General features: G+C 73.2%; 22 protein-coding genes. 11 read left to right on the top strand and 11 right to left on the bottom strand.

Annotated elements, in window-relative coordinates; translation table 11 throughout:
- Positions 1-132: 132 nt before the first annotated feature.
- The 3 genes from ACZ5CW_RS27100 to ACZ5CW_RS27090 all read right to left on the bottom strand — a co-directional run bounded on the left by ACZ5CW_RS27100 (position 133) and on the right by ACZ5CW_RS27090 (position 4454).
- Positions 133-2088 carry a collagenase gene (locus ACZ5CW_RS27100; RefSeq protein WP_468605735.1) on the bottom strand — a complete coding sequence of 652 codons (1956 nt, stop codon included), beginning with the start codon at positions 2086-2088 and terminating at the stop codon, positions 133-135.
- Positions 2089-2238: 150 nt separating this feature from the next.
- Positions 2239-3192 carry a LysR family transcriptional regulator gene (locus tag ACZ5CW_RS27095; RefSeq protein WP_468605733.1) on the bottom strand — a complete coding sequence of 318 codons (954 nt, stop codon included), beginning with the start codon at positions 3190-3192 and terminating at the stop codon, positions 2239-2241.
- A gap of 374 nt (positions 3193-3566) precedes the next feature.
- Entirely contained in the window at positions 3567-4454 is an 888-nt protein-coding gene (locus tag ACZ5CW_RS27090; RefSeq protein ID WP_468605731.1) for an NAD(P)-dependent oxidoreductase, read from the bottom strand.
- Between the two features lie 67 nt (positions 4455-4521).
- Between ACZ5CW_RS27090 and ACZ5CW_RS27085 the strand changes: the two genes are divergently transcribed.
- Both ACZ5CW_RS27085 and ACZ5CW_RS27080 read left to right on the top strand, forming a co-directional pair.
- Positions 4522-4884 carry a winged helix-turn-helix transcriptional regulator gene (locus tag ACZ5CW_RS27085; protein ID WP_468605729.1) on the top strand — a complete coding sequence of 121 codons (363 nt, stop codon included), beginning with the start codon at positions 4522-4524 and terminating at the stop codon, positions 4882-4884.
- A 164-nt stretch (positions 4885-5048) separates the two neighbouring features.
- Positions 5049-6002: a LacI family DNA-binding transcriptional regulator gene (locus tag ACZ5CW_RS27080; RefSeq protein WP_468605727.1), complete on the top strand. Its 954-nt coding sequence runs from the start codon at positions 5049-5051 to the stop codon at positions 6000-6002.
- Between the two features lie 50 nt (positions 6003-6052).
- Here ACZ5CW_RS27080 and ACZ5CW_RS27075 read toward each other — a convergent pair whose 3' ends face one another.
- Positions 6053-6724: a class F sortase gene (locus tag ACZ5CW_RS27075; protein ID WP_468605725.1), complete on the bottom strand. Its 672-nt coding sequence runs from the start codon at positions 6722-6724 to the stop codon at positions 6053-6055.
- A 152-nt stretch (positions 6725-6876) separates the two neighbouring features.
- On the bottom strand, positions 6877-7419 hold the full coding sequence (locus ACZ5CW_RS27070) for a hypothetical protein (protein ID WP_468605723.1): 543 nt from the start codon (positions 7417-7419) through the stop codon (positions 6877-6879).
- A gap of 294 nt (positions 7420-7713) precedes the next feature.
- Here ACZ5CW_RS27070 and ACZ5CW_RS27065 point away from each other — a divergent pair, with 294 nt between their 5' ends.
- Positions 7714-8952, top strand: coding sequence for an MFS transporter (locus ACZ5CW_RS27065; RefSeq protein ID WP_468605721.1), 1239 nt, complete (start codon positions 7714-7716; stop codon positions 8950-8952).
- A 132-nt stretch (positions 8953-9084) separates the two neighbouring features.
- The gene (locus ACZ5CW_RS27060) at positions 9085-9963 is read left to right on the top strand and encodes an SCO6745 family protein (RefSeq protein WP_468605957.1); all 879 of its coding nucleotides are present in this window, start codon (positions 9085-9087) and stop codon (positions 9961-9963) included.
- A gap of 253 nt (positions 9964-10216) precedes the next feature.
- On the opposite strand, the gene ACZ5CW_RS27055 is transcribed toward ACZ5CW_RS27060, so the two are convergent.
- Both ACZ5CW_RS27055 and ACZ5CW_RS27050 read right to left on the bottom strand, forming a co-directional pair.
- Positions 10217-11428, bottom strand: a complete 1212-nt coding sequence (locus tag ACZ5CW_RS27055; protein WP_468605719.1) for a cytochrome P450 — start codon at positions 11426-11428, stop codon at positions 10217-10219.
- Positions 11425-12135 (bottom strand): cyclodityrosine synthase, encoded by a 711-nt coding sequence (locus tag ACZ5CW_RS27050; protein ID WP_468605717.1) that lies wholly within the window; start codon positions 12133-12135, stop codon positions 11425-11427. Before ACZ5CW_RS27050 ends, ACZ5CW_RS27055 begins: the two co-directional genes overlap by 4 nt.
- A 218-nt stretch (positions 12136-12353) precedes the next feature.
- On the opposite strand from ACZ5CW_RS27050, the gene ACZ5CW_RS27045 reads away from it, so the two are divergent.
- The 4 genes from ACZ5CW_RS27045 to ACZ5CW_RS27030 all read left to right on the top strand — a co-directional run bounded on the left by ACZ5CW_RS27045 (position 12354) and on the right by ACZ5CW_RS27030 (position 15468).
- Positions 12354-13190: a fructosamine kinase family protein gene (locus tag ACZ5CW_RS27045; RefSeq protein WP_468605955.1), complete on the top strand. Its 837-nt coding sequence runs from the start codon at positions 12354-12356 to the stop codon at positions 13188-13190.
- Between the two features lie 162 nt (positions 13191-13352).
- Positions 13353-13544 carry a putative ATP-grasp-modified RiPP gene (gene tgmA, locus ACZ5CW_RS27040; RefSeq protein WP_468437637.1) on the top strand — a complete coding sequence of 64 codons (192 nt, stop codon included), beginning with the start codon at positions 13353-13355 and terminating at the stop codon, positions 13542-13544.
- 17 nt (positions 13545-13561) lie between these two features.
- The gene (tgmB, locus tag ACZ5CW_RS27035; RefSeq protein WP_468605715.1) at positions 13562-14545 is read left to right on the top strand and encodes an ATP-grasp ribosomal peptide maturase; all 984 of its coding nucleotides are present in this window, start codon (positions 13562-13564) and stop codon (positions 14543-14545) included.
- 35 nt (positions 14546-14580) lie between these two features.
- On the top strand, positions 14581-15468 hold the full coding sequence (locus ACZ5CW_RS27030) for a Gfo/Idh/MocA family protein (protein WP_468605713.1): 888 nt from the start codon (positions 14581-14583) through the stop codon (positions 15466-15468).
- A gap of 117 nt (positions 15469-15585) precedes the next feature.
- On the opposite strand, the gene ACZ5CW_RS27025 is transcribed toward ACZ5CW_RS27030, so the two are convergent.
- Positions 15586-16494: a GNAT family N-acetyltransferase gene (locus ACZ5CW_RS27025; protein WP_468605711.1), complete on the bottom strand. Its 909-nt coding sequence runs from the start codon at positions 16492-16494 to the stop codon at positions 15586-15588.
- 320 nt (positions 16495-16814) lie between these two features.
- On the opposite strand from ACZ5CW_RS27025, the gene ACZ5CW_RS27020 reads away from it, so the two are divergent.
- Positions 16815-17867, top strand: a complete 1053-nt coding sequence (locus ACZ5CW_RS27020) for a PP2C family protein-serine/threonine phosphatase (protein ID WP_468605709.1) — start codon at positions 16815-16817, stop codon at positions 17865-17867.
- Between the two features lie 15 nt (positions 17868-17882).
- On the opposite strand, the gene ACZ5CW_RS27015 is transcribed toward ACZ5CW_RS27020, so the two are convergent.
- Both ACZ5CW_RS27015 and ACZ5CW_RS27010 read right to left on the bottom strand, forming a co-directional pair.
- Positions 17883-18323, bottom strand: a complete 441-nt coding sequence (locus ACZ5CW_RS27015; protein ID WP_468605707.1) for an Lrp/AsnC family transcriptional regulator — start codon at positions 18321-18323, stop codon at positions 17883-17885.
- A gap of 51 nt (positions 18324-18374) precedes the next feature.
- Entirely contained in the window at positions 18375-19724 is a 1350-nt protein-coding gene (locus ACZ5CW_RS27010; RefSeq protein WP_468605705.1) for a transaminase, read from the bottom strand.
- A gap of 341 nt (positions 19725-20065) precedes the next feature.
- Between ACZ5CW_RS27010 and ACZ5CW_RS27005 the strand changes: the two genes are divergently transcribed.
- Positions 20066-20533 (top strand): hypothetical protein, encoded by a 468-nt coding sequence (locus ACZ5CW_RS27005; protein WP_468605703.1) that lies wholly within the window; start codon positions 20066-20068, stop codon positions 20531-20533.
- 392 nt (positions 20534-20925) lie between these two features.
- The gene (locus ACZ5CW_RS27000; protein ID WP_468605701.1) at positions 20926-22167 is read left to right on the top strand and encodes a serine hydrolase domain-containing protein; all 1242 of its coding nucleotides are present in this window, start codon (positions 20926-20928) and stop codon (positions 22165-22167) included.
- Positions 22168-22307: 140 nt separating this feature from the next.
- Here the strand turns inward: ACZ5CW_RS27000 and ACZ5CW_RS26995 are convergent, their stop codons facing one another.
- A complete protein-coding gene (locus ACZ5CW_RS26995) occupies positions 22308-23846 on the bottom strand; it encodes a helix-turn-helix domain-containing protein (RefSeq protein WP_468605953.1) in 1539 nt (512 codons plus the stop codon).
- Positions 23847-24177 lie beyond the last annotated feature (331 nt).

The raw sequence follows: 24177 nt of genomic DNA, 5'->3' as shown, positions 1-24177 counted from the left end.
TTCCCCCCGTCTCTTGGGGGGCCCCCCCCCCCCCACCCCCACCCCCCCCCCCCCCCCCTCTCCCCCCCCCCCCACCCCCCCCCCCCCCCTCCCCCCCCCCCCCCCCCCCCCCCCGGCTGGGGTCGCGTACGGTCAGGCCTTCACCGGCCTGGCGCACGCGCCCGCGGCGCACGCCGTGAGCCACTGGTCGAAGTCGGCGTCGTAGCGGGTGCCGATGCCGTCGTGGTAGACGGCGTATCCGCCGGCGTAGTCGCCGACGCGGAAGCGGGCGAGCACGCGCTGGATGTCGTCGGGGTGGTTCTCCGCCATGTAGCGCACGGCGAGGTAGCCCCACGGGTAGGTGCGCGTCACGTCGCTGTTGTCGTACGTGTTCTCGAACAGGGTGCTGAGCCGGTACGTGTGCTTCCCGGCCTCCTGGACCGCCTGCTCGTCGACGAGGCCCCGGTAGCCGTAGGAGACGTACTCGGCGAGGCCCTCGATCCACCAGACGTCCGGCACGGAGGTCTGCCGGGTGAAGTCGCCCTTCATGTCGTCGCGGGCGTCCAGGAAGTGCGTGTACTCGTGGTTGAGGTTCCAGATCCGGGCCACGAAGCCGTCGTCGTAGTCCTTCTGGTACATGATCGAGGTGGCCTGGTTGGCCGGGTCGGACGGGTCGCCCTCGAGGGTCATGCCGCCGTTGTCGGTGCTGATGCCGTAGATGGCGCCCGCGTAGGTCTGGTAGTCGGCGCGGCTGGCGAAGACCACGAGCCGGATCGTCGAGACGTACTGGCCGGGCACCGGGCCGTCGGCCTTCACCAGGGAACGGAAGAAGGCGTCCTGGCGCAGGACGCTCGCACAGGCCGCGTCGAAGTCGGCCGCGGTCAGGGCCTGGGCGCGGATGGTGACGTACGCGTCGCAGCGGTGGGTCGTGGGCAGCACGGCCCCGGTGAGCTTGTCCGGCAGGTCGCAGGCGTCGTAGTACGAGCAGTTGGCGCCGTCGTAGTAGTTCGCCTGCGTGGCCACGGCCACCCAGAGACCGGCCGTCGGACCGGCGATCTCCGTCTCGTCCAGCAGGTCCTTGGCCAACGGGCGTATGGTGTCGCGCAGTTCCGGATGTTCGACGTAACGGGCCACGTTCATCCCGGCGTTGGAGTCCAGGAAGGCCAGATTCGTACCGAGCCGGTCCGTGTGGGCCAGCGCGAAGTCGTACAGGGTGTCGATGATGCGCGGGTCGGCCTCGACCGCCTTCACGTACGCCGGGTTCCAGTTGCCTCGCCACAGCGGTGTGTAGACGTCGTTGACCGCCCTGACCATGCTGTCGACGGAGTCGTAGGAGCTGTCGTAGCCGTTCAGCAGCCGCCGGTAGACGTACAGGTAGCGGCCCTGCTGGTCGGCGCTGTCGGTGAGGATGACCGTCTCGCCGAGGATGTCGCCGTTGGCCGCGCTGACGTCACGCGAGTGGGAACGGGCGAAGAACGTGTCGAGGCCGTCGGTGACGGCGGTGGTGAGCCGGGAGGTGTACGCGCCCACGTCACCGGAGTGGTTGAACTGCACGTAGTAGCCGGCGCGCAGGAACAGGACCAGCTGCTCCAGGCTGCCGGAGTTGTCACCGCGGTACTGGCCCGCGGTGCTCCGGAACGCCTTCGCCACGGTCAGCATCTGGGCCTCGCGGAAGACGTCGTGCGCGTCCTTGCCCATGACCTGGAAGAGCGTGTTGACGCAGTCCGGGGACGAGGCCTTCACGAAGGAGACGAGGGCGGATCCGCTGCGGCCGCCGAAGTCGGCCGGGGTGCAGGAGGCCGCCGTGGCGTCGCGGTGGACACGGTGCGGGCGCGTCAGTGTCGGTGCCCGGGGCGGAAGCTGGGCCGGGCTGAGGCGCCGGGACGGGCTCGTGGGGCGCTCGGTGGCCGTGGTCGCCGCACCGGTGGGCGACGGCGGGGGCGCGGCCTGCCGGGGTGCGGCCGAGGGCCTGCCGGGGTGCTGCTGGGGTGCTGCCAGCGCGGGGGTGGACAGCAGGCCGGCCAGGGTGACGCAGACGGCGGCGGCGCCGGCCGTACGTCTGGCCGTCCGGCCGGACCCGCGCCCGGGCAGCGCGAAGCGATAGCGCATCTGGGGTTCCTCCACGAAGGGATGCGCCTCGGTGGGGTGTTGAGGCGTGTGAGGCACTGTCCCAGTGCGCCACCCGCCCCAACAATGGTGTGTGACATAGCACATGACACACACCGCTCATAACATCGCGGCACGGCCGTGCCATGGCCCCTACGCCCCGGCCGCGCTCCAGGTCCGCGAGGCCCAGCTCCGCAGGTGCGGAGCCTGGGCGACGAGATCGCGGTACGCGGCCGTGGCGGACTGGAGAACCGTCTCCACCACGTCGTCGGTGACGGCCCCGGGCCGCCAGGCCAGTACATAGCGGCACCACAACGGGGAGCCGGCCAGGGGCTTCACGACGACGTGCGGGATCGGCCGCAGCGTCGGCTGCACGAGCGACACGCCGAGGCCGTCGGCGATCATGCTCTGCAGCTGGGTCTGGTCGCCGAGGAACTCGTGCACGGTGACCGGGGTGAAGCCCGCGCTCTCGCAGGCGTCGTAGAACACCCCGGGCCAGCCGGCGCCGTCGTCCGGGGTCACGAACCACGCGTCCTCGGCCAGATCCGCGAGCTGGACCTGGGGGGACTGCCGGAGCCGGTGCCGGGAGGGCAGGGCGACGAAGGTCGGCTCGGTGACGATGCCACGGTGGCGCACGGCGCTCGAGTGGCGCAGCTCCATGCCCGGATAGTCGGCGGCGATGGCGATGTCCGCCGTGCCCTCCTCCAGGAGTTCCACGATCCGCGAGGAGGCGTAGACGCTGTGGACCGCCAGGGTCAGTTCCGGCAGCCGGGTGCGGACGCGGGAGGCGGTGCCGGACAGCATGGGCGAGTTGGTCGCGGCCACGCGCAGGGTACGGCGGGGGCGCTCGGCCGCCGGGCGGTGCCCGATGGCGTCGGCTCGGGCCAGGACGTCACGGGCCTGGGCGACCACCTCGGCGCCGTAGCGGGTCGGCCGCACCCCGCTCGTGCCGCGTTCGAAGAGCGGCTCGCCCAGGTGGCGCTCGATGCGCCGCAGCTGGGTGCTGACGGCCGGCTGCGAATACCCGAGCTGCGCGGCGGCGCGGCCCACGCTGCCCGCGTCGGCGATCGCGCACAGCACCCGCAGGTGCCGAAGCTCCAGCTCCATCCGTCCACTCCCCGTTCCGTCCCACGACCGGTCCCCCGAGCGCGCGCCACTCGTGAAACCGGTGCTCACAGCCACCGCCGACCCTGGTCGCGCCCGGCGGACCGAAGCGTTCCATTGTGCCCCCGCCCGCACAAGTCACGGGTCCGCCGTCCTGCGCGCACCCACCCGCCGCGCACGCGCACCGGTGTGCCATTACACCGGAACGCCGGAACGCCGGAACGCCGATGCGCCGGGGCGAACGCGCGCCGGAGAACGCGCGCGGCGCACCGGCACCGAGGCCGGCCGGGCCGCCGGCACCGGGACTCACCACCCCGGCGCATCGAGCCGCCCGACCGCCCTTCCCGGCGACGCCCGTCGACCCCGGCCGCCGCCCCTCAGTGGCGGCCCAGTACCTCCGCGACGCGGATGAAGCCGTCCGTGCCGTGGCCGAGGCCGATGACGCGCCGGGCCATGCCCTCCACCGCCCGCATGACGCCGGCGTCGATGCCGTGGGCCTCGGAGACCGCGACGACATGGGCCATGGTCGAGACGGCCGAGGTGATGGGATTGATCTCCCCGGAGTAAGTGCCGCTGTCGGCGTCCTCCGCGAACTCCTCGAAGAGCGGCGGCAGGATCGCGCCGATGCCCTGGGCGAAGGGGGCCAGTTCCCGGGCGGTGACGCCTTCGGCCCGGGCGACCGCCACGGCGTGCGCGTAGCCGCCCATCGCGGTCCAGAAGATGTCGAGCAGGGCGATGTCGAAGGTGGCGGCACGCCCGATCTCCTCGCCCAGGTGGGTGTGCGTCCCGCCCAGCGCCTCCAGCACGGACCGGTGCTCCTCGTAGAGGGCCTTCGGTCCGCTGTGCAGGAAGACGGCCTCCGGTGTGCCGATGCTGGGGGCCGGGGTCATGATCGCGCCGTCCAGGTAGCCGATGCCGTGCGCGGCCGCCCACTCCCCCGTGTCGCGGGCGCGGTCCGGGGTGTCGGCGGTCAGGTTCACCACGGTGCGGCCCTTCAGCGCACGGGCGACGGGGTCGCGCCGCAGGACGGCGTCGGCGGCGTCGTAGTTCACCACGCAGACGACGATCACGTCACCGGCGGCGACGGCCTCCTCGGCCGATCCGGCGCCGGCCGCCCCCTGCCCGGTCAGCTCGCCGTCCTTGCCGGGCGTGCGGTTCCAGACCGTGGTGCGCAGCCCCGCCTTCAGGAAGGCGCCGGCGAGCGAGCGGCCCATCGGACCGAGGCCGAGCACGGTGACGGCAGGAAGATTCGCGGATGTGGACATGTTCGAACTCCTGAAGGTGCGAAGGAAGAACGGCCGAACGGCCGGTGGAGAAACGAAGAGGTCGCCGATGACGCGCAGCCGTGCCCAGGACCCCGACGTCTGCGGAGTGACCGCCGCGATCGCGGTGATCGACGGCAAGTGGAAGACGTCCCTGCTGTGGGTGCTGGAGTCCGGCCCGCACCGGCCCGGCGCACTGCGCCGCCGGCTGCCGGGGCTGAGCGAGAAGGTACTGACTCAGGCGCTGCGCGAGATGGAGGAGGACGGCCTGGTGCACCGGGAGGTGCACGACGTGCTGCCGCCGAAGACCGTGTACTCGCTGACCGGCTTCGGCCGCGATCTCGCCGACGCCCTGGGCCCCGTGTCCGACTGGGGCCACCGCCGTCTGGAACGGCTCCGCGAGCGCGAGGCGGCGCGCGAAGCGGCATCCTGAGCCACGCCCACTGTCACCTCCGTCCCGTCCCGGTGGGCCCCTGACCTCGTGGAACAGCCTCTCCCGACGGGGCGGGGCTGCCAAGTACCCACAAAAAAGTGGGTGTTCGGGACGGGAGCGCAAGCGCTCCAGGCTCCCGCCCCCCTTGACGCACCCGTGCCTCGATGCGACTTTCTATCGATACAAAGGATCTCGCCCCCCATGTCCGCCCCGCCACCCGGGAACGCGTCCTGGAGGCGATGGCCCGGCTCGACTACCGGGTCGACGTCGCCGCCCGCAACCTCCGCAAGGGCCCCACCGGGACCATCGGCCTCGCGGTCCCGGAGGTGAACCGCCCCTACTACGGCCGACTGGCCGCCGCCATCATCACCGCGGCCGCCCGGCACGGTCTCCGGGTCGGCATCGAGCAGACCGGGGCCCGCCGCGAGAACGAGCTGGCCGCGCTGTCCCAGTCCCGTAACCGGCTCTACGACGGGCTCATCCTCAGCACGGTCGGCATGGGGCAGGCCGACGTCGAGGCGCTCGAGGTGGACCACCCGGTGGTCATCCTCGGCGAGCGGATCTTCGGCGGTCCCGTGGACCATGTCGCCATGCCCAACGTGGAGGCCTTCGCCGCCGCCACCCGGCACCTGATCGAGCGGGGCTGCCGGCGCGTGGCCCTGGTGTGCGGCGAGGTCGACGTCTCCAGCCTCCGGCACACCGGCTACCTCCAGGCGCTGCGGGCCGCCGGCCTGTCCGCGGACCCCGGGCTGGTGCGGAGCCTGCCGGCGCTCACCATGGCGGCGGCCGCCCGGCAGGCACGGGAGATGGTGGCCGACGGGCTGGACTTCGACGGTGTGTTCTGTGTGACCGACACCGTGGCGACGGGGGTGCTGCGCGGCCTGGCCGACGCGGGGGTGCGGGTGCCGGAACAGGTCAAGGTGATCGGTTTCGACAACGTCGACGAGAGCGCGTTCCTCGTCCCCTCGCTGTCCACGGTGGACCCGGACCACGACCTGATGGCCGAGCGGGCGGTCGCCCTCCTGGTCGCGCGGATGGGCCGCCAGGGCGTTCCGGCCGAACAGGAGGAGTTCGTCGGCCCCTTCTCCGTGATCGCCCGCGAGTCCACGGCCCGCTGAACCGCGCGGCGGCCCCTGTGGGCACATGCGACCGGGCCGTACCGGCCGGATCACGCCAGATGGGCGAAGACCACCAGGTTCTCGGTGTAGTCCCGCACCGAGTGGTCGTAGTCACCGGCGCACGTGATCAGCCGGACCTCGGGGCGTGTCCCGTCGGCGTACACGCGCTTGCTGGGGAAGTCGTCCTTCGGGAAGAACTCGGAGCTGTCGACCACGAACTCCGCGGTCCGCCCGTCGGCGCGTTCCACGGAGAACCTGTCGCCGCTCTCGAGCCGGTCGAGGTCGGCGAAGACGGCGGCAGAGGTCGCCGTGTCGACGTGCCCGGCGATGATCGAGGTGCCCCGCTCGCCGGGCGAGGCGCCCTTGGCGTACCAGCCGACGAGGTTGGTGTCATCCGCGGGCGGCGGCTGGAGCTGGCCCGAGGCGCCGATCTCCAGGGAGGTGAACGGTGCGTCCACCAAGATCTTGGGGATGAGCAGGCGGGTGGGTGCGGAGCGGGGCAGCGCGTCGTCGGCCTGGTGCGGTTCGGTCTGTACGGCGGCGCTCGCGCCCGGGGCGCGGGGGGCGCCCGACGCGTCGCCGGACCCGTGGTGGCCGCCGAACACGCCGGCGGCGAGAACGACGATCGCCACGCCCCACAGCGCCAGCCGCCCACCGCGGCCGGACTCCGGCTCGCGCGGTGCCGGTTCGGCGGGGGCCGGGGAGGACGGGACTGCTGCCATCGGGCATCACCTCACTCGGGCACGGCAGCACGGGGATCAGGGCAGGAGGCGGGGTGCCGGAACCGGCGTACCGGGCGGCTCGCAGGGGGCGCGGGCCGCCGACACGCAGGGCGCGCCGACGGCGCCCGCAGCCCCTGGAACGTGTCGCCCCGTCAGGACGCGGGCGCGGCGGCCTTCTTGCGGCGCAGTGCGTACATGCCGGTGGCGCCTACGGCGAGCACGGCCAGGCCGCCCGCGGTGACACCGGGAGCGGCGAGCGCGCCGCCGCCGGTGTGCATGCCGCCCCGCGGCTTCTCCTTCTCCTCGTCGTCGCCCCACTCGTCCTTGCCGCCGCCGTCGCGCCCCTTGTCCTTGTAGCTCTCGGGGTCGAACCGGCTGTCGTCGCGACCCGAGCCGGAGCCGGAACCCGAGCCCCAGTCGTCGCTGCGCGGCACCGCGGCGAGCGCTCCGCCACCCGTGTGCATTCCGCCGCGCGGCGCGTCGCGCCCGCCGTCGTCGTCGCGCTCCTTGCCGTAATCCTTGTCGTGGTCCTTGCCGGATCCCTCGTCGCGGTCGCTGTCGGAGTCCCGGCTGTATGAGGAGTCGTCACGGCCTCCGTCGTCGCCGCCGTGGGAGGCGAGCGCGGCGCCCGGCGTGGCGATGGCGATGGCGGCACCGGCGGCCGCCGCGGCCAGAAGCATGCGGGCAGAACGCATAGTGATGTCCTTCCGACGCGACCGGGCAGCGGATACCTCATCAGCTGGACAGACCCGGCCCCGACATGAACCACCGTCAGTGAGGGACCTGGCTCCCACCATCCGAGCCGCCCAGCCGGGGCACCGCACCACCCGTCTGACCCAGTGAGCCGCCCCCGCTCCCCCTCGTCCGGGCGAATCGGCGTGCGCGTCGGACGGCCCTCCGGGATCGGCGCAAACCACTTGCTCTTGCGAGTAATAAGCAACAAGCTGGGGCAGTCCTTACTTCTCCCTCTCGGGATGCGGAGCCCCGCCATGCCTCGACTTCTGCCGGACACCGGTCCGCAGCGCGTCCTCGCCGCCTCGAACCTCGTGTTCACCATCGGCAGCGGCCTGTATCTGACCGCCGGAGTGCTGTACTTCACCGAGGCCGTGCACCTGCCCGCCGGTCAGGTCGGTCTCGGCCTCGGCATCGCCGGGTGCTTCGCGCTGGCGATGGGCATCTCCGTCGGCCATCTCGCGGACCGGCGTGGGGCGCGGGGCGTCTACGCGGCCACGCTGGTGGCGCAGGCCCTGGCGACGGCCGCCTTCACGCTGGCGCACGGCTTCTGGTCGTTCGTGCTCGTGGTGTCGGCCGCCATGGGCGCCAAGGGGGCGGGGGTGGCCGCGCGCAGCCCGCTCGTCCGGCACTACGGCGGCTCCCGGCCGCAGGAGTTCCGCGGCTACCTGCGTGCGGTGACGAACGTCGGTGTATCGGTGGGCGCCCTGCTGGCGGGCTGCGCCGTGCAGGTGGGCACCCACACCGCCTACCAGGTGCTGGTGGCCGGACTGGCGCTGTGCTGTGCGGCCTCGGCGGCCGTCCTCGCCCTGCTGCCGCCGGTGGCGCCCTCGCCCGCGCCCGACGGCCCGCGCTGGATCGCCCTGCGCGACCACCGCTACCTCCTGCTCACCGCCCTGGACGGCGTGATGGCCGTCCAGTTCAAGGTGCTCACCGTCGCCGTCCCGCTGTGGCTGGTCGGTGCCACGTCCGCGCCGCACTGGATGATCTCGGGCACCATGCTGACCGGCACCGTGATGGTGATCGCCCTTCAGGTGCGGGCCGGGCGCGGGGTCGACTCCCCAGGGGCCGGCGGTCGCGCCTACCGCCGGGCGGGGTTCGCCTTCCTCGCCGCGTGCGCGCTGATCCCGCTGTCGGCGGGGATCCCCGGGTGGGCCGCGGCCGTGGTGCTCGTCGTCGCGGTGGTGGTGCACACCGTCGGGGAGTTGTGGCACGCGGCCGCCGGATTCGAGGTGTCGTTCGCGCTCGCCCCGGACCACGCCACGGGCCAGTACCTCGGCGTGTTCGGGCTGGGCGCCGGGCTGGCCGAGGCGTTCGGTCCGGCACTGCTGATCACCCTCTGCATCGAGTGGGGACGGCCGGGCTGGTACGTCGTCGGCGCCCTCTTCGCCGTGACGGGGCTCCTGGCACCGTCCGCGGTGCGCCGGGCACAGCGGCGGGATCGCGTCCGGCGGGCACCGGAGCCGGCCGTGGAGCGGGCCGGGGCCGTGTCCTGACCCTGGCGGCCGGCGCACGCCTCGCCTCCCCGAGGGCGACCGACGGCACATCGAACCCCCCTTGTTATGACCGCTGTCATAGCGCAGGCTGGTGCCCGACGGCACGGCAGGCGGACGTGGTGGGAGGAAGCGGTGGCGGACGGGATGGCGCGGGCCCTGTGGGAGCGGTACGAGCCGGTGCACGACCTCGTGTACTTCGCGCCGGAGGCGCACCGGGCGGCGGACACGCTGGGGATGCGCGGTTTCTGGATGGGGTACTTCGCGTTGCGGGCCGCGCCGCTCGGTGCGGTCTCCCCGTCCGTGGTGACCGGCTCCTTCTACGTCTTCCACCCCGACCGGGTGAGCCGGGCGCTGCCGGACGCCTGGGGGTACGCGGCTCCGGCGGAAGTGCTGGCGGCGCGTCTGGAGGCCATGGACGCGGCGATGACCCGCCTGTTCGGGGCGGACGTCGTCGGCTCGGCCGGGTTCGCCGAGGCCGCGGACCTCGCATGGCGGGCCGCGGCGGCCGCGGCCACCCCGGGCCGGGTGCTGGCCGCCGCCAACCAGGCGCTGGAGCGCCCGGAGCGGCCCGCCGCGCGTCTGTGGCAGGGCCTCACCACTCTGCGCGAGCACCGGGGGGACGGGCATGTCGCGGTGCTGGTGAGCCAGGGGCTCGGGCCGGTCGACGCCATGGTGCTCAAGGCGGCGGCCGGTGAGTCCGACGGGCGGTTTCTGCGCGAGACGCGGAAGTGGGAGCAGGCGGACTGGGCGGCGGCCGAGTCACGGCTGCGTGAGCGCGGCCTGCTCGCCGCGGACGGGTCGCTCACCCCGGCCGGCTCGGCCCTGCGGACGGAGGTGGAGGCGCTGACCGACGCGGCGGCCGAGGGACCGTGGACCGCGCTCGGCGCCGACCGCACCGCCCGCCTGGCCCAGCTGCTGGAGCCCCTGGCCCACACCGTCGAGTCCGCGGGCCTGCTACCGCCCGGCAACCCGGTGGGCCTGACCCGAAGGCCCCACCCCGTCGACCACTGACGGCACCGCCCCCCGAACCCGATCCCCTCTCCCGGCGAACACACCGCTACGGGCGGCGACGGCACCGCGCCACCCCGGCGGACCCAGGCACCCACCCGGACGGCCGGCGACGGCAACACCGCATACGCCCGCCGAACCCTGCGCCCTCCTCCGGAGGACACCCCGACGGCCGGCGACGGCACCGTGCGCCCTCCCCGTGAACGCACCCTGGGCACAGGGGCGGGGACGTCCTCCGGGGAAGGGGACGCCGGGGCTACCAGGCCACCGGTAGCCGCTCCGGGAGGCGTTTCATGAAGCCGGTGCGCCACACCAGTTGGCCGGGGGGTACGGCGAGCGTCAGCTCCGGCATCCGGTCGAGCAGGACCTCCAGGGCGATGCGGGCGTGGGTACGGCCGAGCCCGGTCGCGGGACAGTAGTGGGCGCCGCCGCCGAAGGAGAGATGGTCGGCGGTGTTGTCGCGGTGCGGGTCGAAGCGGTGCGGGTCGGGGAACTTCTCCGGGTCGAGGTTGGCGCCCTCGACCAGCACCAGCACGAGTTCGCCCCGTCGCACCTCGGCATCGCCGAGCCGGGCGTCCTCCAGGGCGATGCGGGGCAGCGCGTCGCCGATGGAGAGGTTGACCCGCAACAGCTCCTCCACGCCGGGGCCGATCAGGTCGGGCCGGTCCCTGAGGAGGTCGCGGGCGGCGGGGTGGATGAGCAGGTGGACCAGGGCCATGGCGAGGAAGCCCGAGGTGGAGATCACGCCGGCACCGAACAGGGTGACGCCGACGGTGGCCATCATCTCGTCGGTCAGGTGCGCGTAGTCCGGGTCGTCGCGCAGGGCGGCGAGTTCGCCCAGCAGGCCGTGGGTGGCCGGATCGTCGAGCAGGGCCGTCATCCGCGCGATGTCCCGGTCCCAGTTGATCCGGGCGCCGGTGATCGGGCAGGCGGAGTTCATGAAGGCGATGTCGAGGCTGCGCAGGAAGGCCGGGGCCTCGCTCTGCGGGATGCCGAGGATCCGGCAGTGCGTATTCGCCGAGTACGGCTCGCAGAACGCCCCGCGCAGGTCGGCCGTCGGGCCGTCGGCGACCATCAGGTCCACCAGACGGTGGGCCTCCTGGCGCATCCACTCCATCAGGCCGGGCGCCTTGGGGCTGAGCGCCTTCATCACCGCGCGACGCAGCCCGGCTCCGGTGATGTTGCCCATGTTGTTGACGACCTCGGGCGGGATCGTGAGCGCGTACTGCCGGGGCACTCCCGGGGCGGAGGTGTCCTTGAGGGAGAACCGGTCGTCCTGGAGTACCTGCCGGCACAGCTCGTACGAGGACACCAGCCACGCCTCGTCGCCGGCGATGGTCCGCACGCGCCGCACGGGGGCGGTGGCGCGCAGCGCCTCGACCTCGGCGGGCACGCGGGTGCCGTCCCAGGAGAAGGGGAAGTCGAGCAGGGGCGGGTGGTCGGCGCGGACACCGGGGGCGGCGGTCATGGCGCGGCTCCTTCCAGGGCGGCGGGAGTGACGACGGCGTGGCCCTGGTTGCGGGAGGCGCGCAGGCCGGCCCCGCGGGAGTACAACAGCTCGGCCATCGGCAGTAGTTGGTGGTAGCAGTTGAGCGAGGAGGGCACCTTCAGGATCGCCGGGGTGTCCAGGAACAGCGGCGCCTCGGCACACACGTACTCCAGGCACACGGCCCGTTGCCGCTCGGTCGGTGTCTCGCCACGCGCCGCGAGGAAACGATTCACCAGAGCGTCGCAGACGGCCCGGAAGGCACCGTCGGACGCCAGTCGCGCCGTCAGCTGCCGGTGGATCTCCTGGTAGGCGGGGTTGGTACGGAATTCCGACATCGGATGCCAGTCCAGCCGCAGGCCCTCGGGGTCGGCCGCCGACACCGCGTCACGGACCTTGGCGCGTACACCGCGCAGGTTCTTCACGGCCTTGCGGCGCGCCTCGTCGGGCGGATAGCCGGAAGCCGCGTACATCTCGGCCACGTACAGGTCGGTGTAGACGAAGTCGACCCTGTCGAAGTGGTCCAGTCCCCAGCGGGCGAGGTCGTGCAGGCGTCGGGCGGAAAAGTAGCTGTTGCCCGGGGACACACCGATGACGGCGTGTGCGCCCTCGCCGAGGATGACCTCGCAGTGGGGGGTGTACGGCTGGACTTCGAAGACGTCGGCCATCAGCACGGATGCTGTGGTCACGGGGGAGATCCTCCGCCGCGCGCAAGTCCCGGCGGGGCCCGGTGCCCCTGGTGTGGCGCTGCGGCGTGCTCACGCTAGTCGTACGGGATCAGCACGGGTAGTAACTACAGGGGTTTGGCTGAAAACAGTCGTAGTAATCGTTGAAGCACCCGACGGTGCGCCCTTGTTGCGGGTCGTACCCTTGGGCCGTGGTCGACCGAGACGAGGATCCAGGAAAGGTGGCGTCCCGGCTCACCGGACGCCCGGTCACCGATGCCCGGCCGGCGTCCGGGTGGCCCGCCGAAGTGACGCTCGACGGCGGGACGCCGGTGATGGTCAAGCGTGGCGACGCTCCCGGGGCGGTACGCGCCGAGGTGGCAGGTCTGCGCTGGCTGGCCGCGGCGGAGGCGGTGGCGGTGCCGGCGGTGCTCGGTCACGACGAGCGCTGGATGGTGACCGAGCGGGTGCCGACCGGGCGTCCCGACCCTGAGGCGGCGTCGCGTTTCGGCCAGGCGCTGGCCACACTGCACGCCGCCGGCGCACCCCACTTCGGGGCACCGCCGCCCGGCGGCCCCGAGGACGCGTACATCGGCCTCGCCCCGATGCGCAACGCGCCGGGGACCGAGTGGCCCGGCTGGTACGCCGAGCACCGCGTGCTGCCGTACGTGCGTGCCGCGGTCGACCGCGGCACGCTCCGCCCGGCCGAGGCCGCCGTGATCGAGCGGGCCTGCGCACGACTGCCGGAGCTGGCGGGGGCCGCCGAGCGGCCCGCGCGGCTGCACGGCGATCTGTGGAACGGGAACGTGCTGTGGGGCGCCGACGGCGAGGTCCGGCTCATCGACCCGGCCGCGCACGGCGGCCACCGGGAGACCGACCTGGCCATGCTCCGGTTGTTCGGCTGCCCGCACCTGGACCGGGTGCTCGACGGGTACCAGGAGGCGGCGCCCCTGGCCGACGGCTGGCGGGACCGGGTCGGGGCGCACCAGCTCTTTCCGCTGCTGGTGCACGTGGTGCTGTTCGGGCACGGATACGTGCAGCAGGCCCTGGCGGCTGCGCGGGACGCACTCGCGAGGTGACTCGGCGTCACCGGCCCGTCCGCGCCTTGCGTGTCGTCGACTGTGACATCCGGCACTCCGGCACCGTAGAGGCCGATTTCCGCGCCATGGTCACGCAGCGTGAGGAAACCAATCACCCGTTCGATTCGTATAAGGACGTGAAAGCCGAATCAGGGAGAGACCATGCAACCGTTCACGCTCAACTACGCACGCCCGGCAGTGCAGTTGGACGTCACCACTCCGTACTCGTACGACTCCGGACTGCAGTTGAACGTCCTCCCGGACGGACGGATCGCCGCCACCGACCACGCGACCTTGAGAGCACTCGGAACGACGACGTCGACCGCCGGCTCCAAGACGCACTTCGACGACTGAACCACGGGCTTCGGAAGATGACCGTGCTCATCCTGACCAGCGAAGAGGACGTGACGGCGGACATGGTGGTCCTCCGGCTGGGCGAGGCCGGCGTGCCCGTCGTCCGGCTCGACCCCGCCGATCTCACCAACGGGGTGGCGCTGTCGGCCGAGTACGTGCGGGGCGCCTGCCGTGGACATCTGTCCGTCGGCGGACGCCTGGTGAGCATGAACGGCCTGCGCTCCATCTGGGTGCGCAGACCCGGCGACGCGGCCGCCCGCGCGGCCCAGCCGTCCGCCTGGCTGACGGAGGAGTCGTCGCAGGCGCTGTACGGCATGCTGCGCGCCACCGACGCGCGCTGGATGAACCACCCGGACGCGGCCCGCCGCGCCCGCCACAAGCCCTGGCAGCTGCACCTCGCCCAGCGCAGCGGGCTGCCGGTGCCGGCCACGCTGATCACCACGTTCCCGCAGGCCGCACGGGAGTTCGCTGAGCGTTTCCCGGACCTGGTGGTCAAGCCGGTCTCCGGCGCGCATCCGCAGGAGCCGCCGCGTGCGGTGCCGACCAGCCGTGTCGCCCCGGACGCCGACTTCGCGGCGGTGGCCTTCGGTCCCACGCTGTTGCAGCGGCGGGTCGGCAAGCGGGCCGACATCCGGCTCACCGTCGTCGGCGACACGCTGCTGGCCGCGCGCAAGCCCGCCGACCCGGACGCCCATCCGGACGACGTGGACGTCCGCTTCGCCCCTTCCGTCTCCCCCTGGGTGCCCGCGGACGTGCCCCCGCGGATCGCCGAGGGTGTGCTGCGCTATCTGAGAGACGCCGAACTGGCCTACGGCGCCTTCGACTTCGCGGAGGACGCCGACGGGATCTGGTGGTTCCTGGAGTGCAACCAGTCCGGCCAGTTCGGGTTCGTCGAGATGGACACCGGACAGCCCATCGCCGCCACCATCGCCGACTGGCTCGGGGGGCCGGGGGACACAGGCGGCACGTGTGTGCGGGGCGATCGGAGCGCAGCATCGTGAGGGTGCGGGGAACGGCTCGGAGGAAGGAACGCGACATGCGCATCGGACTGCTGGGAACGGGCCCGTGGGCCCGGTCGGCGTACGCTCCCGCTCTCGCCGGGCACACCGGCGTGGAGTTCGCCGGGGTGTGGGGGCGGCGGCCGGAGGCGGCCACCGAGCTGGCGGAGCAGTACGGCGTCGCCGCCTATGCCGACGTCGACGCGCTGCTGGCCGACGTGGACGCGGTGGCGGTGGCCCTGCCGCCGTCCGTGCAGGCGGAGTTGGCGGTGCGCGCGGCACGGGCGGGTCGCCATCTGCTGCTGGACAAGCCGCTGGCGGTTTCGGTCGCCGAGGGCCGGGCCGTCGCGGAGGCGGTGGAGCGCTCCGGTGTGGCGTCGGTGGTCTTCTTCACCGCCCGCTTCCAGAAGGAGCCGGAGGCCTGGATCGAGGAACAGGCCGCGGTGTCGGGCTGGTTCACGGCGCGGGCGCAGTGGCTGGGTGCGGCCTTCACGACCGACAGCCCGTTCGCGGCCTCGCCGTGGCGTCGGGAGAAGGGCGCGCTGTGGGACGTCGGCCCCCACGCCCTGTCGGTGCTGCTGCCGGTGCTCGGTGACGTCCGGCAGGTCGTGGCGGCCGCGCACGGTCCCGCGGACACCGTCCACCTCGTCCTCGACCACGCCACCGGCGCGTCGAGCACCCTCACGCTGAGCCTGACGGCCCCGCCCGCGGCGGCCGGAGCCGATGTGGAACTCAGGGGCGAGGCGGGGGTGTCGCTCCTGCCGGGTAGTTCCGAGGGGGCGGTCCCCGCGCTCACCCGTGCCACCGACGCCCTGGTGAAGGCCGCCCGCACGGGCCGCCCGCACGCCTGTGACGCCGCTTTCGGCCTGCGCGTCACGGAGATCCTGTCGGCGGCGCAGGCCCGGCTGGCGGGCGAAGCGGACTAGGCGTGCACGAGCGCCGGCGCCCTTCCCCCGGGACACGGGCGCCGGGGCCCGTGCCCCGGCGCCCGGTCACCTGTGTGGCCGGTGCGGCCGGCTGTCGATCACCGCACCATCAGCACGTCACCCGGCCTCGTGGGTGCGGACCGCCCAGTAGTTGATGCGTTCCCGTACAACCGGGTAGCCCGCCTTGGTGAAGTGCGCGGCCATCGGGAAGTTGCCCTGGTCGGTGGCGGCGGCGATGAACCCGGCGCCTTGTTCGACGAGGAAATGGGTGCACTCGGCGAGCAGGTCGTAGGCGTAGCCGTGGCCGCGCTGCTCGGGCACCACGCCGATGAAGCCGATGCACGGTCCGGAGGGATTGCGGGCGGGGATGTGGATGCCGACCGGCTCGCCCTCGGGTGTGCGGGCGATCTGCCACCAGGTCCGCGGCGACGGCATCCAGTGGAAGATGTCGATCTCCTCCTGTGCGGCTTTGTCCACTCCGCCCTGCTCGATGGCCCGGCGGGCGTGGGCGTCGAGGGTGACGGAGTGGATGCGGCGCAGCAGGTCGAAGAAGACGGCGTCGTCCGGTTCAGCGCCGAAGACGAGGCGTCCGGGCCGCTCGGGCAGGCCCTGGTCCGTGGTCCATCGGTAGATGAAGCGCTCCACGAGCGGTTGGTAGCGGGCTTTGCGCGCGGCGGCATCGCGTGTGTGGAGGGCGGCCCGCTGCTGCGGGGTGTCGCGCCAGCCGGGGGGCAGGTCGAGGTCGATCTCGTCGGGCTGCCAGGGCGCGGTCCGCAGGAGTTCGGCTCCGGCCTCCTCCTCGCCCTCGGCGACGTCGAACCAGTTGATCAGAAGCGGCTCGGTGTCCTCGGGCCGGCCCCACCAGGCCGCGCGGGCCACGGTGCGGCCGTCGCGCAGGGCGACGCGCTGCCAGTCGGGGCGGAAGCGCGTCCGCCGGTGCTTCTCGCGGAAGCCCAGCGGGTCGGGCATGGTGTCGAAAAGGTGCGCACTGCTCTCGTCGAGCGTGCGGATGACCAGGTCGGTCACGGATCCTCCGGGATACGGCTTGCGTGCGCGCTCCCGGTCAGGCGTGGCACACCCGGGCGACGGGGAGGGGGGAGCGCATGATGACAGTGGCCATGACACTCGCCTCCTTCCGTCGGTCTCGGGCGTGCGGTCAGACACTATGCCGGTCGTCGATCGGGCGTCCACCGTATTTCCCGGCCCCGCGCCCGGAGCGTCCGGTTTCCCGGCCCCGCGCCCGGAGCGTCCGGGAGGAGGCCCGCCGGTGTCCGGCGGCGTAGCGTGGGGATGTGAAATCGGGGCGCGGCGGGGCGTCGCGTGGGCGCCGGGAGGATCGCGGCTGGTTGCGGGGCGCGCCACCGCCGTGGTGGGTGCGGGTGCTGCCCGTGCTGTTGCTCGCGGCGGTGACCACGGCGTCTCTGGTCACTCCCCACGCGAGCGACCTCGGTTTCCTGCTGGGGGCGATTCCGCCGCTGGCGGTGCTGTCCTACGGGCCGCTGGCGACCGCGGTCCTCGGCGTGGGGGTGATCGTGGTGCTGAATCTCCCCACCACTCATCTGAACCGCCCCGGCAACACCGATCTGCTCACCATCATGTTCGTGGCCCTGCTGAGTGTGTTCGTGTCCTATGTACGCAGCCACCGGGACGCCCAGCTGAACACGGAACGGGCGATCGGCGAGGCCGTGCAGCGGGCCGTCATGCCGCCGCTGCCCGAGCGGGTCGGGCGCGTGCGGTGCGCGGGCTTCTACCGGGCCGCACAGGACGGGACGCTGGTCGGCGGCGACTTCTTCGACGTGCGGCAGGGGCCGTTCGGCGTGCGGGTGGTGATGGGCGATGTGCAGGGGCACGGACTGCAGGCGCTCGCCACGGTGGTGTCGCTGCTGGGGGCGTTCCGGGAGGCGGCGCTGGACCAGCCCGGCCTGGAGTCGGTGGCGGCGCGGATGGACCGCAGGCTGGGGGTCGACTCGGCGGGGGTGCGCCACGCGGAGCTGTTCGCCACCGGGGTGCTGCTGGAGTTCTCGCCGGACGCGTGTGCGGTGCAGGTGGTGGCCTGCGGGCATCCGGCGCCCGTCCTGCTGCGCGAGGGACACGCCCGCGAGGTGACCGTCGCGCCCGGCCCGCCGCTGGGGCTCGGGCTGGTGGGCGTCGATCCGCCGAAGGAGATCACCGTGGCGCTCGGTCCGGGCGACCGGTTGTTCCTGGCCTCCGACGGCGTGTGGGAGGCCCGGGACGCCGGCGACACCTTCTACCCGCTGACGGAGCGGCTGGCCACCTTGACCGGCACGGCCTCCGCCGAGCTGCCCGGCGCGGTCTGGGAGGACCTGCTGCGGCTGCGCTACGAGGTCCGGGACGACGCCGCCATGCTGGTGCTGACGCCCGAGGCGCCGGTCGTCTGAGGCCGCCGGGCCGCGTCAGCCCACGTCCCACAGGAAGCGGTGGGTGTGGATGCCGAAATAGGGGAAGGACTGGATCTCGCGGACGCCCTCGACGGGGCGGACCACGTCGTTGACGAAGTCCAGCAGGGCCTTCGGGCCGGCGGCCACCACCTCCGCGAACAGGTCGAATCCGCCCGAGGTCAGCACCGAGTAGACGACCTCGGGGCGTTCGGCGAGGGCGTCGGCGACGCCGCGGGGATCGCCGTCCACGGCGATGCCGAGCAGGGCCATCGCCTGCCCGCCCATGGCCATCGGGTCGGTGACGCCGACCACCTGGACGGCCTTGGAGTCCAGCAGCCGTTGCAGCCGCTGGCGGGCCGCCGAGGCGGAGAGGCCGACCTTCGGACCGAGGTCGGCGTAGGCGATGCGGCCGTCGGTCTGCAGCTCGCGCAGGATGGCCCGGTCGATCTCGTCCACGGGTTTCCTTTCGTACCGTCTTCTCGTACCGGCTTCGGCCGACTGCGTGCCTCAGCCGAGCAGTTCGGCGAGGGCGGCGGCGAAGACCTCGGTGTGGGTGTCGACGTCCCGCTCGGTGGTGTCGGGGCACATGAGCGCCATGTTGTGGAACGGGGTCAGCAGGATCCCCCGGTTGGCGAGGTAGAGGTGGAGGAAGTCCTCCACCTCCTCGTCGGAGGCCGCCGCGGACTCGGTGCCGGTGCGCGGCGCCGGGGAGAGGAAGCGGTACTCGGTACGGGCGCCGAGCCTGCTGACGGACCAGGGCAGTCCGTGCTCCTGGATACCGGCCCGCACCCCCGCCTCGAAGCGCTCGGAGAGCGTGGCCATCCGGGCGAACGCGTCGTCGGTGAGGACATGCTCCAGGGTGGCCCGGGTCGCGGCGACCGACAGCGCGTTGCCGGCCAGGGTGCCGCCGACGCCGCCCATGTCGACCAGGTCGAGGTCGGTGCGGGCCAGCAGCCGCTCGGCCAGCTCGGCGGAGAGCCCGTAGGCACCGGCCGGGATGCCGCCGCCGATCGCCTTGCCTATGGTCAGCAGGTCGGGCTCGAGGCCCCACGCGGCCGTGCAGCCGCCGGGGCCGGCGGAGAAGGTGTGGGTCTCGTCGTTGATGAGCAGGGTGCCGTACCGCCTGGTCAGCTCGCGGACGCCGGCGAGGTGGCCGGGCTCCGGCAGCACGATGCCGATGTTGGTGAGGGCGGGCTCCATGAGGACGGCGGCGACATCACCGTGGGCCAGCTCGCGCTCCAGTCCGGGGAGGTCGTTGAACTCGGCGACCCGGCTGGTCAGGGTCACGTCGCAGGGCGCGCCGACGTTGCCGGGGCGTGCGGTGCCTTCGCCGTCCGGGCCGACGACGATCAGCGACTCGTCCACGCTGCCGTGGTAGCAGTAGCTGTTCACGAGGATCTTCGGGCGGCCGGTGACGGCCCGGGCGAGCCGGATCGCCCAGCGGTTGGCGTCCGTCGCGGTGAGTGAGAAGCTCCAGCGGGCCAGGCCGAACCGGCGGGTCAGCTCGGCGCCGACCCACTCGGCGTCCTCCGTGGGCAGCATGGCGGTGGCCCCGCCCAGTTCGGCGTACCGCCGCTGCACCGCCTCGGTGACCGGGGCCGGTGAGTGGCCGGCCATCGCTCCGGTGTCGCCGAGGCAGAAGTCGATGTACTCGTGCCCGTCGACGTCCGTGACCCGGGCGCCGCGGGCTCCGGCGAGATAGCGGGGGAAGGCACCGGCCGTCTTGTTCATCCAGGTCATCGGCACACGGCCGAAGAGGTGGTCGGCCCGCGCGTAGGCAGCACGGGAACGCGGGTTGCGGCGTTCGGCCTCGGCGCTCTCGCGGGCCAGGAGGGCGTGCAGACGCGTGCGGTCCATGGAGTACCTCGCTCCGGACGATGACGAATGCCGTGACTGTACGACTGGAACAGCGACACTCTCAAGAGACAACGCGCGAAACAGTCGTCCGGACGAACGAATCGATTGCGAGGTGAGCGCCCGGCGACCGGAAGAGTGACGCATCCCCTCTTCCTCAACTGACGAACCAGCAAGCGGAGTTCGAACACCCCGCCTCAAACGCCAGGCCGCGCCACCCCTTCCGCCAGGTAGAAATATCTACGAGCATGCATATGCCGGGTTGGTGTGCAGGCGCACGGAGTGCCCGGTCTCGGCCGTTCCCTGCGCCCAGAGCAGGCGAGCGAGGACATCCGGAGCAGTGCATGACGAACACGATGTGGATGCGGGGCGTGGAGTGGCTGGCCGCGGCGGCGGCCGACCCGCGCTCCTGCAAATGGGAGTGGGACCACGGGGAGGGCATCGCGCTGCTGGAGGCGGGCCGCTTCTGGGACGTGCTGAGCGTTCCCGAGCGGCTGGGACTGCTCACGCTGGATCTGTTGTGGCGGCCCTCGCTGCCGGTACCGGGCCCGACCCTGGTGGACACCGCGGCGGGCCGGGTGGGGTTCTTCCTGCCGCCGGATCCGTCCGGGGGCTGGGTGGGCGCCGGGCTGCGGTACGTCGGCAAGGGGTCCTGGGTCGCCGTACCGCCGCCCTACCGGCCCGCCCGCTCCATGGAGTGGCTCGTGCCGCCCGACGGCACCGGCGCGCTGCACGCTCCCGGCACCCTCGAGGAAGCACTGCGAGAGGCCAACGGCGCCCTGGCCGTCCTGGCGCCGCTGTGCGGGCGGTAGCCGGTCGGGTGCGCTCGGACTCGGCTCGCGTACGCAGGGCGAGCCCGGGGAAAGGGGGCCACAGCAGGTCCGGTTCGGCGGGGACGGTACGCCCTGCGCCCGCCACTCCACGACGAGCCGGGCGTGACGGACCCCCCGGCCCGGTCCACCCGACACGTCCGATCCGCCCGGCGAGCCCGGTCAGGCGCTCGTTTTGGTCCGAGCCGTTCATGCCGGGGCGACGCTCGTGACACGCCGTCGCCCGGGCGGTGCGCCGTGCCCTCCGGACGAGCGTTCCGTCAGGCCGCTGCGGTCCGACGGGCACGGCGGGACGGGCGCTCCTATGCTGGGAAGGTCCGGGCTCCGGCGTCCGCTCGTCGCACGGTCTTGTCCCACGTGCTGGGAGTCAGCCCATGTCGCATCCATCGGCACGTCTGCGCAGGGGGACCTTGGTCGCCGTGACGGCGGGAACGCTGCTGGCACCGATCGCCGCGGGGGCCGTACCCGCCTCCGTACCGGCCGCGTTCGCCACCGTGTCGCCCAGTCCCTCCCCCTCGGAGTCGGACGTCCGCGCCCTCACCCCCGACGTGGCCCGCCAACTCGACGCATCGATACGGCGCGTGATGCTCGAGGCGAACGTGCCCGGCGTGACCGTCGGCATCTGGACCCCGGGGCAGCCCAGTTACGTCCGCTCGTACGGTGTCGCCGACAAGGTGAGCGGCCGGAAGATGACGCCGGACCTGTACACGCGCATCGGCAGCGAGACCAAGACGTTCACCGTGACCGCGCTGCTGCAGCTGGTGGACCAGGGCAAGGTCGGCCTCGACGATCCCATCGGCAAGTACGTCGACGGCGTCCCGAACGGCGACCGGATCACGCTGCGCCAGCTGGCCGGCATGCGCAGCGGGCTGTTCAACTACTCCGAGGACGAGGACTTCTTCAAGGCCCTGACATCCGATCCCCGGCGCCCGTTCACGCCGCAGCAGCTGCTCGACTACTCCTTCAGGCATCCGGTGCTCTTCGAGCCGGGGCAGAAGTTCTCCTACTCCAACACGAACCTGATCCTGCTCGGCCTGGTGGTGGAGAGGGAGAGCGGTCAGCCCCTCGGGGACTACCTCAGGCAGCACATCCTCGACCCGGCCGGAATGAAGAACACGCTCTTGCCGACGGGCAGCGAGTTCCCGAGGCCCCATGCGCAGGGCTACACCGACCAGACGGCCGACGGGAAGGTCGCCGAGACGGCCGGCTGGAACCCCTCCTGGGGGTGGGCCGCCGGAGCGATGATCTCGACGCTGGACGACCTGCGCGTCTGGGCGCCCACCGTCGCCACCGGCGAACTGCCGGACGGGAAGCGCATGATCAGCCCCGACACCCAGAGGCAGCGGCTCATCACCCCGGCGACGCCGATCCCGGGCGCCGGGTACGGGCTGGGCATCTTCGACGTACAGGGGTGGATCGGCCACAACGGCTCGCTGCCCGGCTACGAGTCCCTGACCATCTACCTCCCGCAGACGAGGACCACCGTCGTGGTGGTCCTCAACACCGACATCGACCACGACGACCAGGAGCCCAGCACGCTGTTCGGCCAGGAGATCACGAAGATCGTCTCTCCGGCGCACGTCTTCGACCTGCCGGCCGAGCCGGCGGCCAGGTGAGGCGACGGCCCGGCCGGCCGAGGCGGTCCGCGGGGCCCCGACCGGTCCCCCGTTCCGGTCGTGCCCCGCGGACTGCCGAAGGTACGTGCGGTACCGGGCGCGGGGTAGCGCACCGGTGCCCGGCACGGCCCGCACGGCACTCACCGGTGCACAGGTGAGTCCGGTTGGTCCGGGTTCTGCGGGCCGAGCGCGGGTGCGGCCAGTTCACCGGTGATCAGATGGGCGAGGACCACCTCGTACAGGTCGGTGCCGCCGGTCAGCAGTCGGCGCTCCAGGACGGGTTCGGCGGCCCGGACGTGCTCCCGTACGGTCTGGGCGTGCACGCCGCGTGCGCCCGCGGCGCGTTCGGCGTTGGCGTCGGCGGCGATCCAGGCGCGCAGGGTGCCGCGCAGGTCCCGGCCGTCCTCGTCGAGGCGGCCCAGGAGCCCCTCGGCCCAGGAGCGGAGCGCACCCGTACCGAGCAGGTCCGCGAGCCGGGCCGGGACCGGCGGGTGAGGTGCCGTGCCGTCGGGGTCCGACAGGGCGTTCGCCGCCTCGGTGTTGAGCGCGAACCGGGCGACGGCGCGGACGGCCAGCGCGGAGAGGTCCGCGCCGATGAGCGCCGCGACCCGGTCCATGCGGGCGCGGACGGTGTTGCGGCTGACGCCGAGCACCTTGGCCGCGTTCACGGCGGTGAACTCCAGGCCCAGCCGGGTGGTGGCGAGCAGCTCGGCGCGCACATGGTGCGGCAGCCGGTCGAGCGGGCGCAGCACGTCGGCGGACCAGGTCCGCAGGGCGTTGGGGTCCATGAGCCGTTCCGGGCGGGTGCGCTCGGCGTAGACGGCGGACCGGTCCGGCCGGAAGCGGGCCACGGCGAGGGCGGTGACGGCCTGGGTGTAGGCGGTGGCGGTCAGCGCGAGGCGCTGCCGGGGGCTGCCGCCGAGATAGGTGTCCGGCCGGCCGGCGACGAGGGACCGCAGCCGCTCCTCCACCTCGCCGGAGGGGCCGACGACGATGACGTGCTGGTCCATCGCGGGACAGCGCACGACGAGCGCCAGGCCGTCGGTGGCGTCCACACAGGCGTCGGCGAGCCGGTCGCGGGCGGCGGCGCACTCCACGACGTACACGCGGGCGGTGTCCTGCTCCAGCAGGCCGGGCCACAGTCCGGCGGCGACCCGGCGGGCGGAGACGGTGTCCTCCACCATCAGCAGTTGCAGGATGGCCAGCCGCAGGTCGGCCGTGACCCGCCGCAGCCGGTGACCGGTGTCGGCCAGCTCCCGTTCCCTGAGCAGCAGTTCCAGCACTCCGGCGGTGTGGCCGAGGACGTCGGCGGTGTGCCGGTCGAAGGGGGCGGTACGGGCGACGGCCAGGACGGCCCCTACGGCCGCGCCGGGCCCGGGGGGCCGTATCCCGACCAGGCGCACATGGCGTGCGCCGTCCTGCAGGGCCGCGGCGGAGACCCGGCCGGCGGCGACGTCGGCGGCCACCGCGGTGTCGAGCGGCATCCGCTCCCCGCCGAGCAGCGTGCCGCCGGCATCCTGGAGACAGACCGACGCGGAGGCGGTCCGGGCGAGCCAGGCGAGGAGCCGGTCGAGGTCGCGTCCGGCGGGACGCAGATGGCCCAGCAGCTCCCGCGCCCAGTCGGTGTCGCCACCGAGGCGCTGCCGGCCGGTGGTACCGCCGTGACGTTGCTGGTCCATGCCGCTGCCGCGGCGCTGCCGGCCGGCATCGCCGCCGTGGCGTTGCTGGGACGCCGGGCCCCCGTCCGTTCGGCCGGCCACGTGCCTTGCTCCTCGTATCCGCGACGACCTGGGCATGCGTCCCAGGACGTTACCCGACGCGGCCGCCCCCGCGCCCTGGCCGGCCGGACATGGCTCCGCCGGCAGCCCGGGGGGGTGGGCCGCCGGCGGAGACGCCGCGCCCGGAGCGGGGGGAGGCCCCGGGCGGCTCAGAGGTCGGTTGCCCCGGAATCTCCGCGGTACACGCGGTACACCCGGGAATTCCAGGACGCTCCGAGGGGCGGCGGGACGG

The sequence above is a fragment of the Streptomyces sp. NPDC031379 genome, from assembly GCF_055569615.1.
This window is presented reverse-complemented; position numbering and strand designations above follow the sequence as displayed.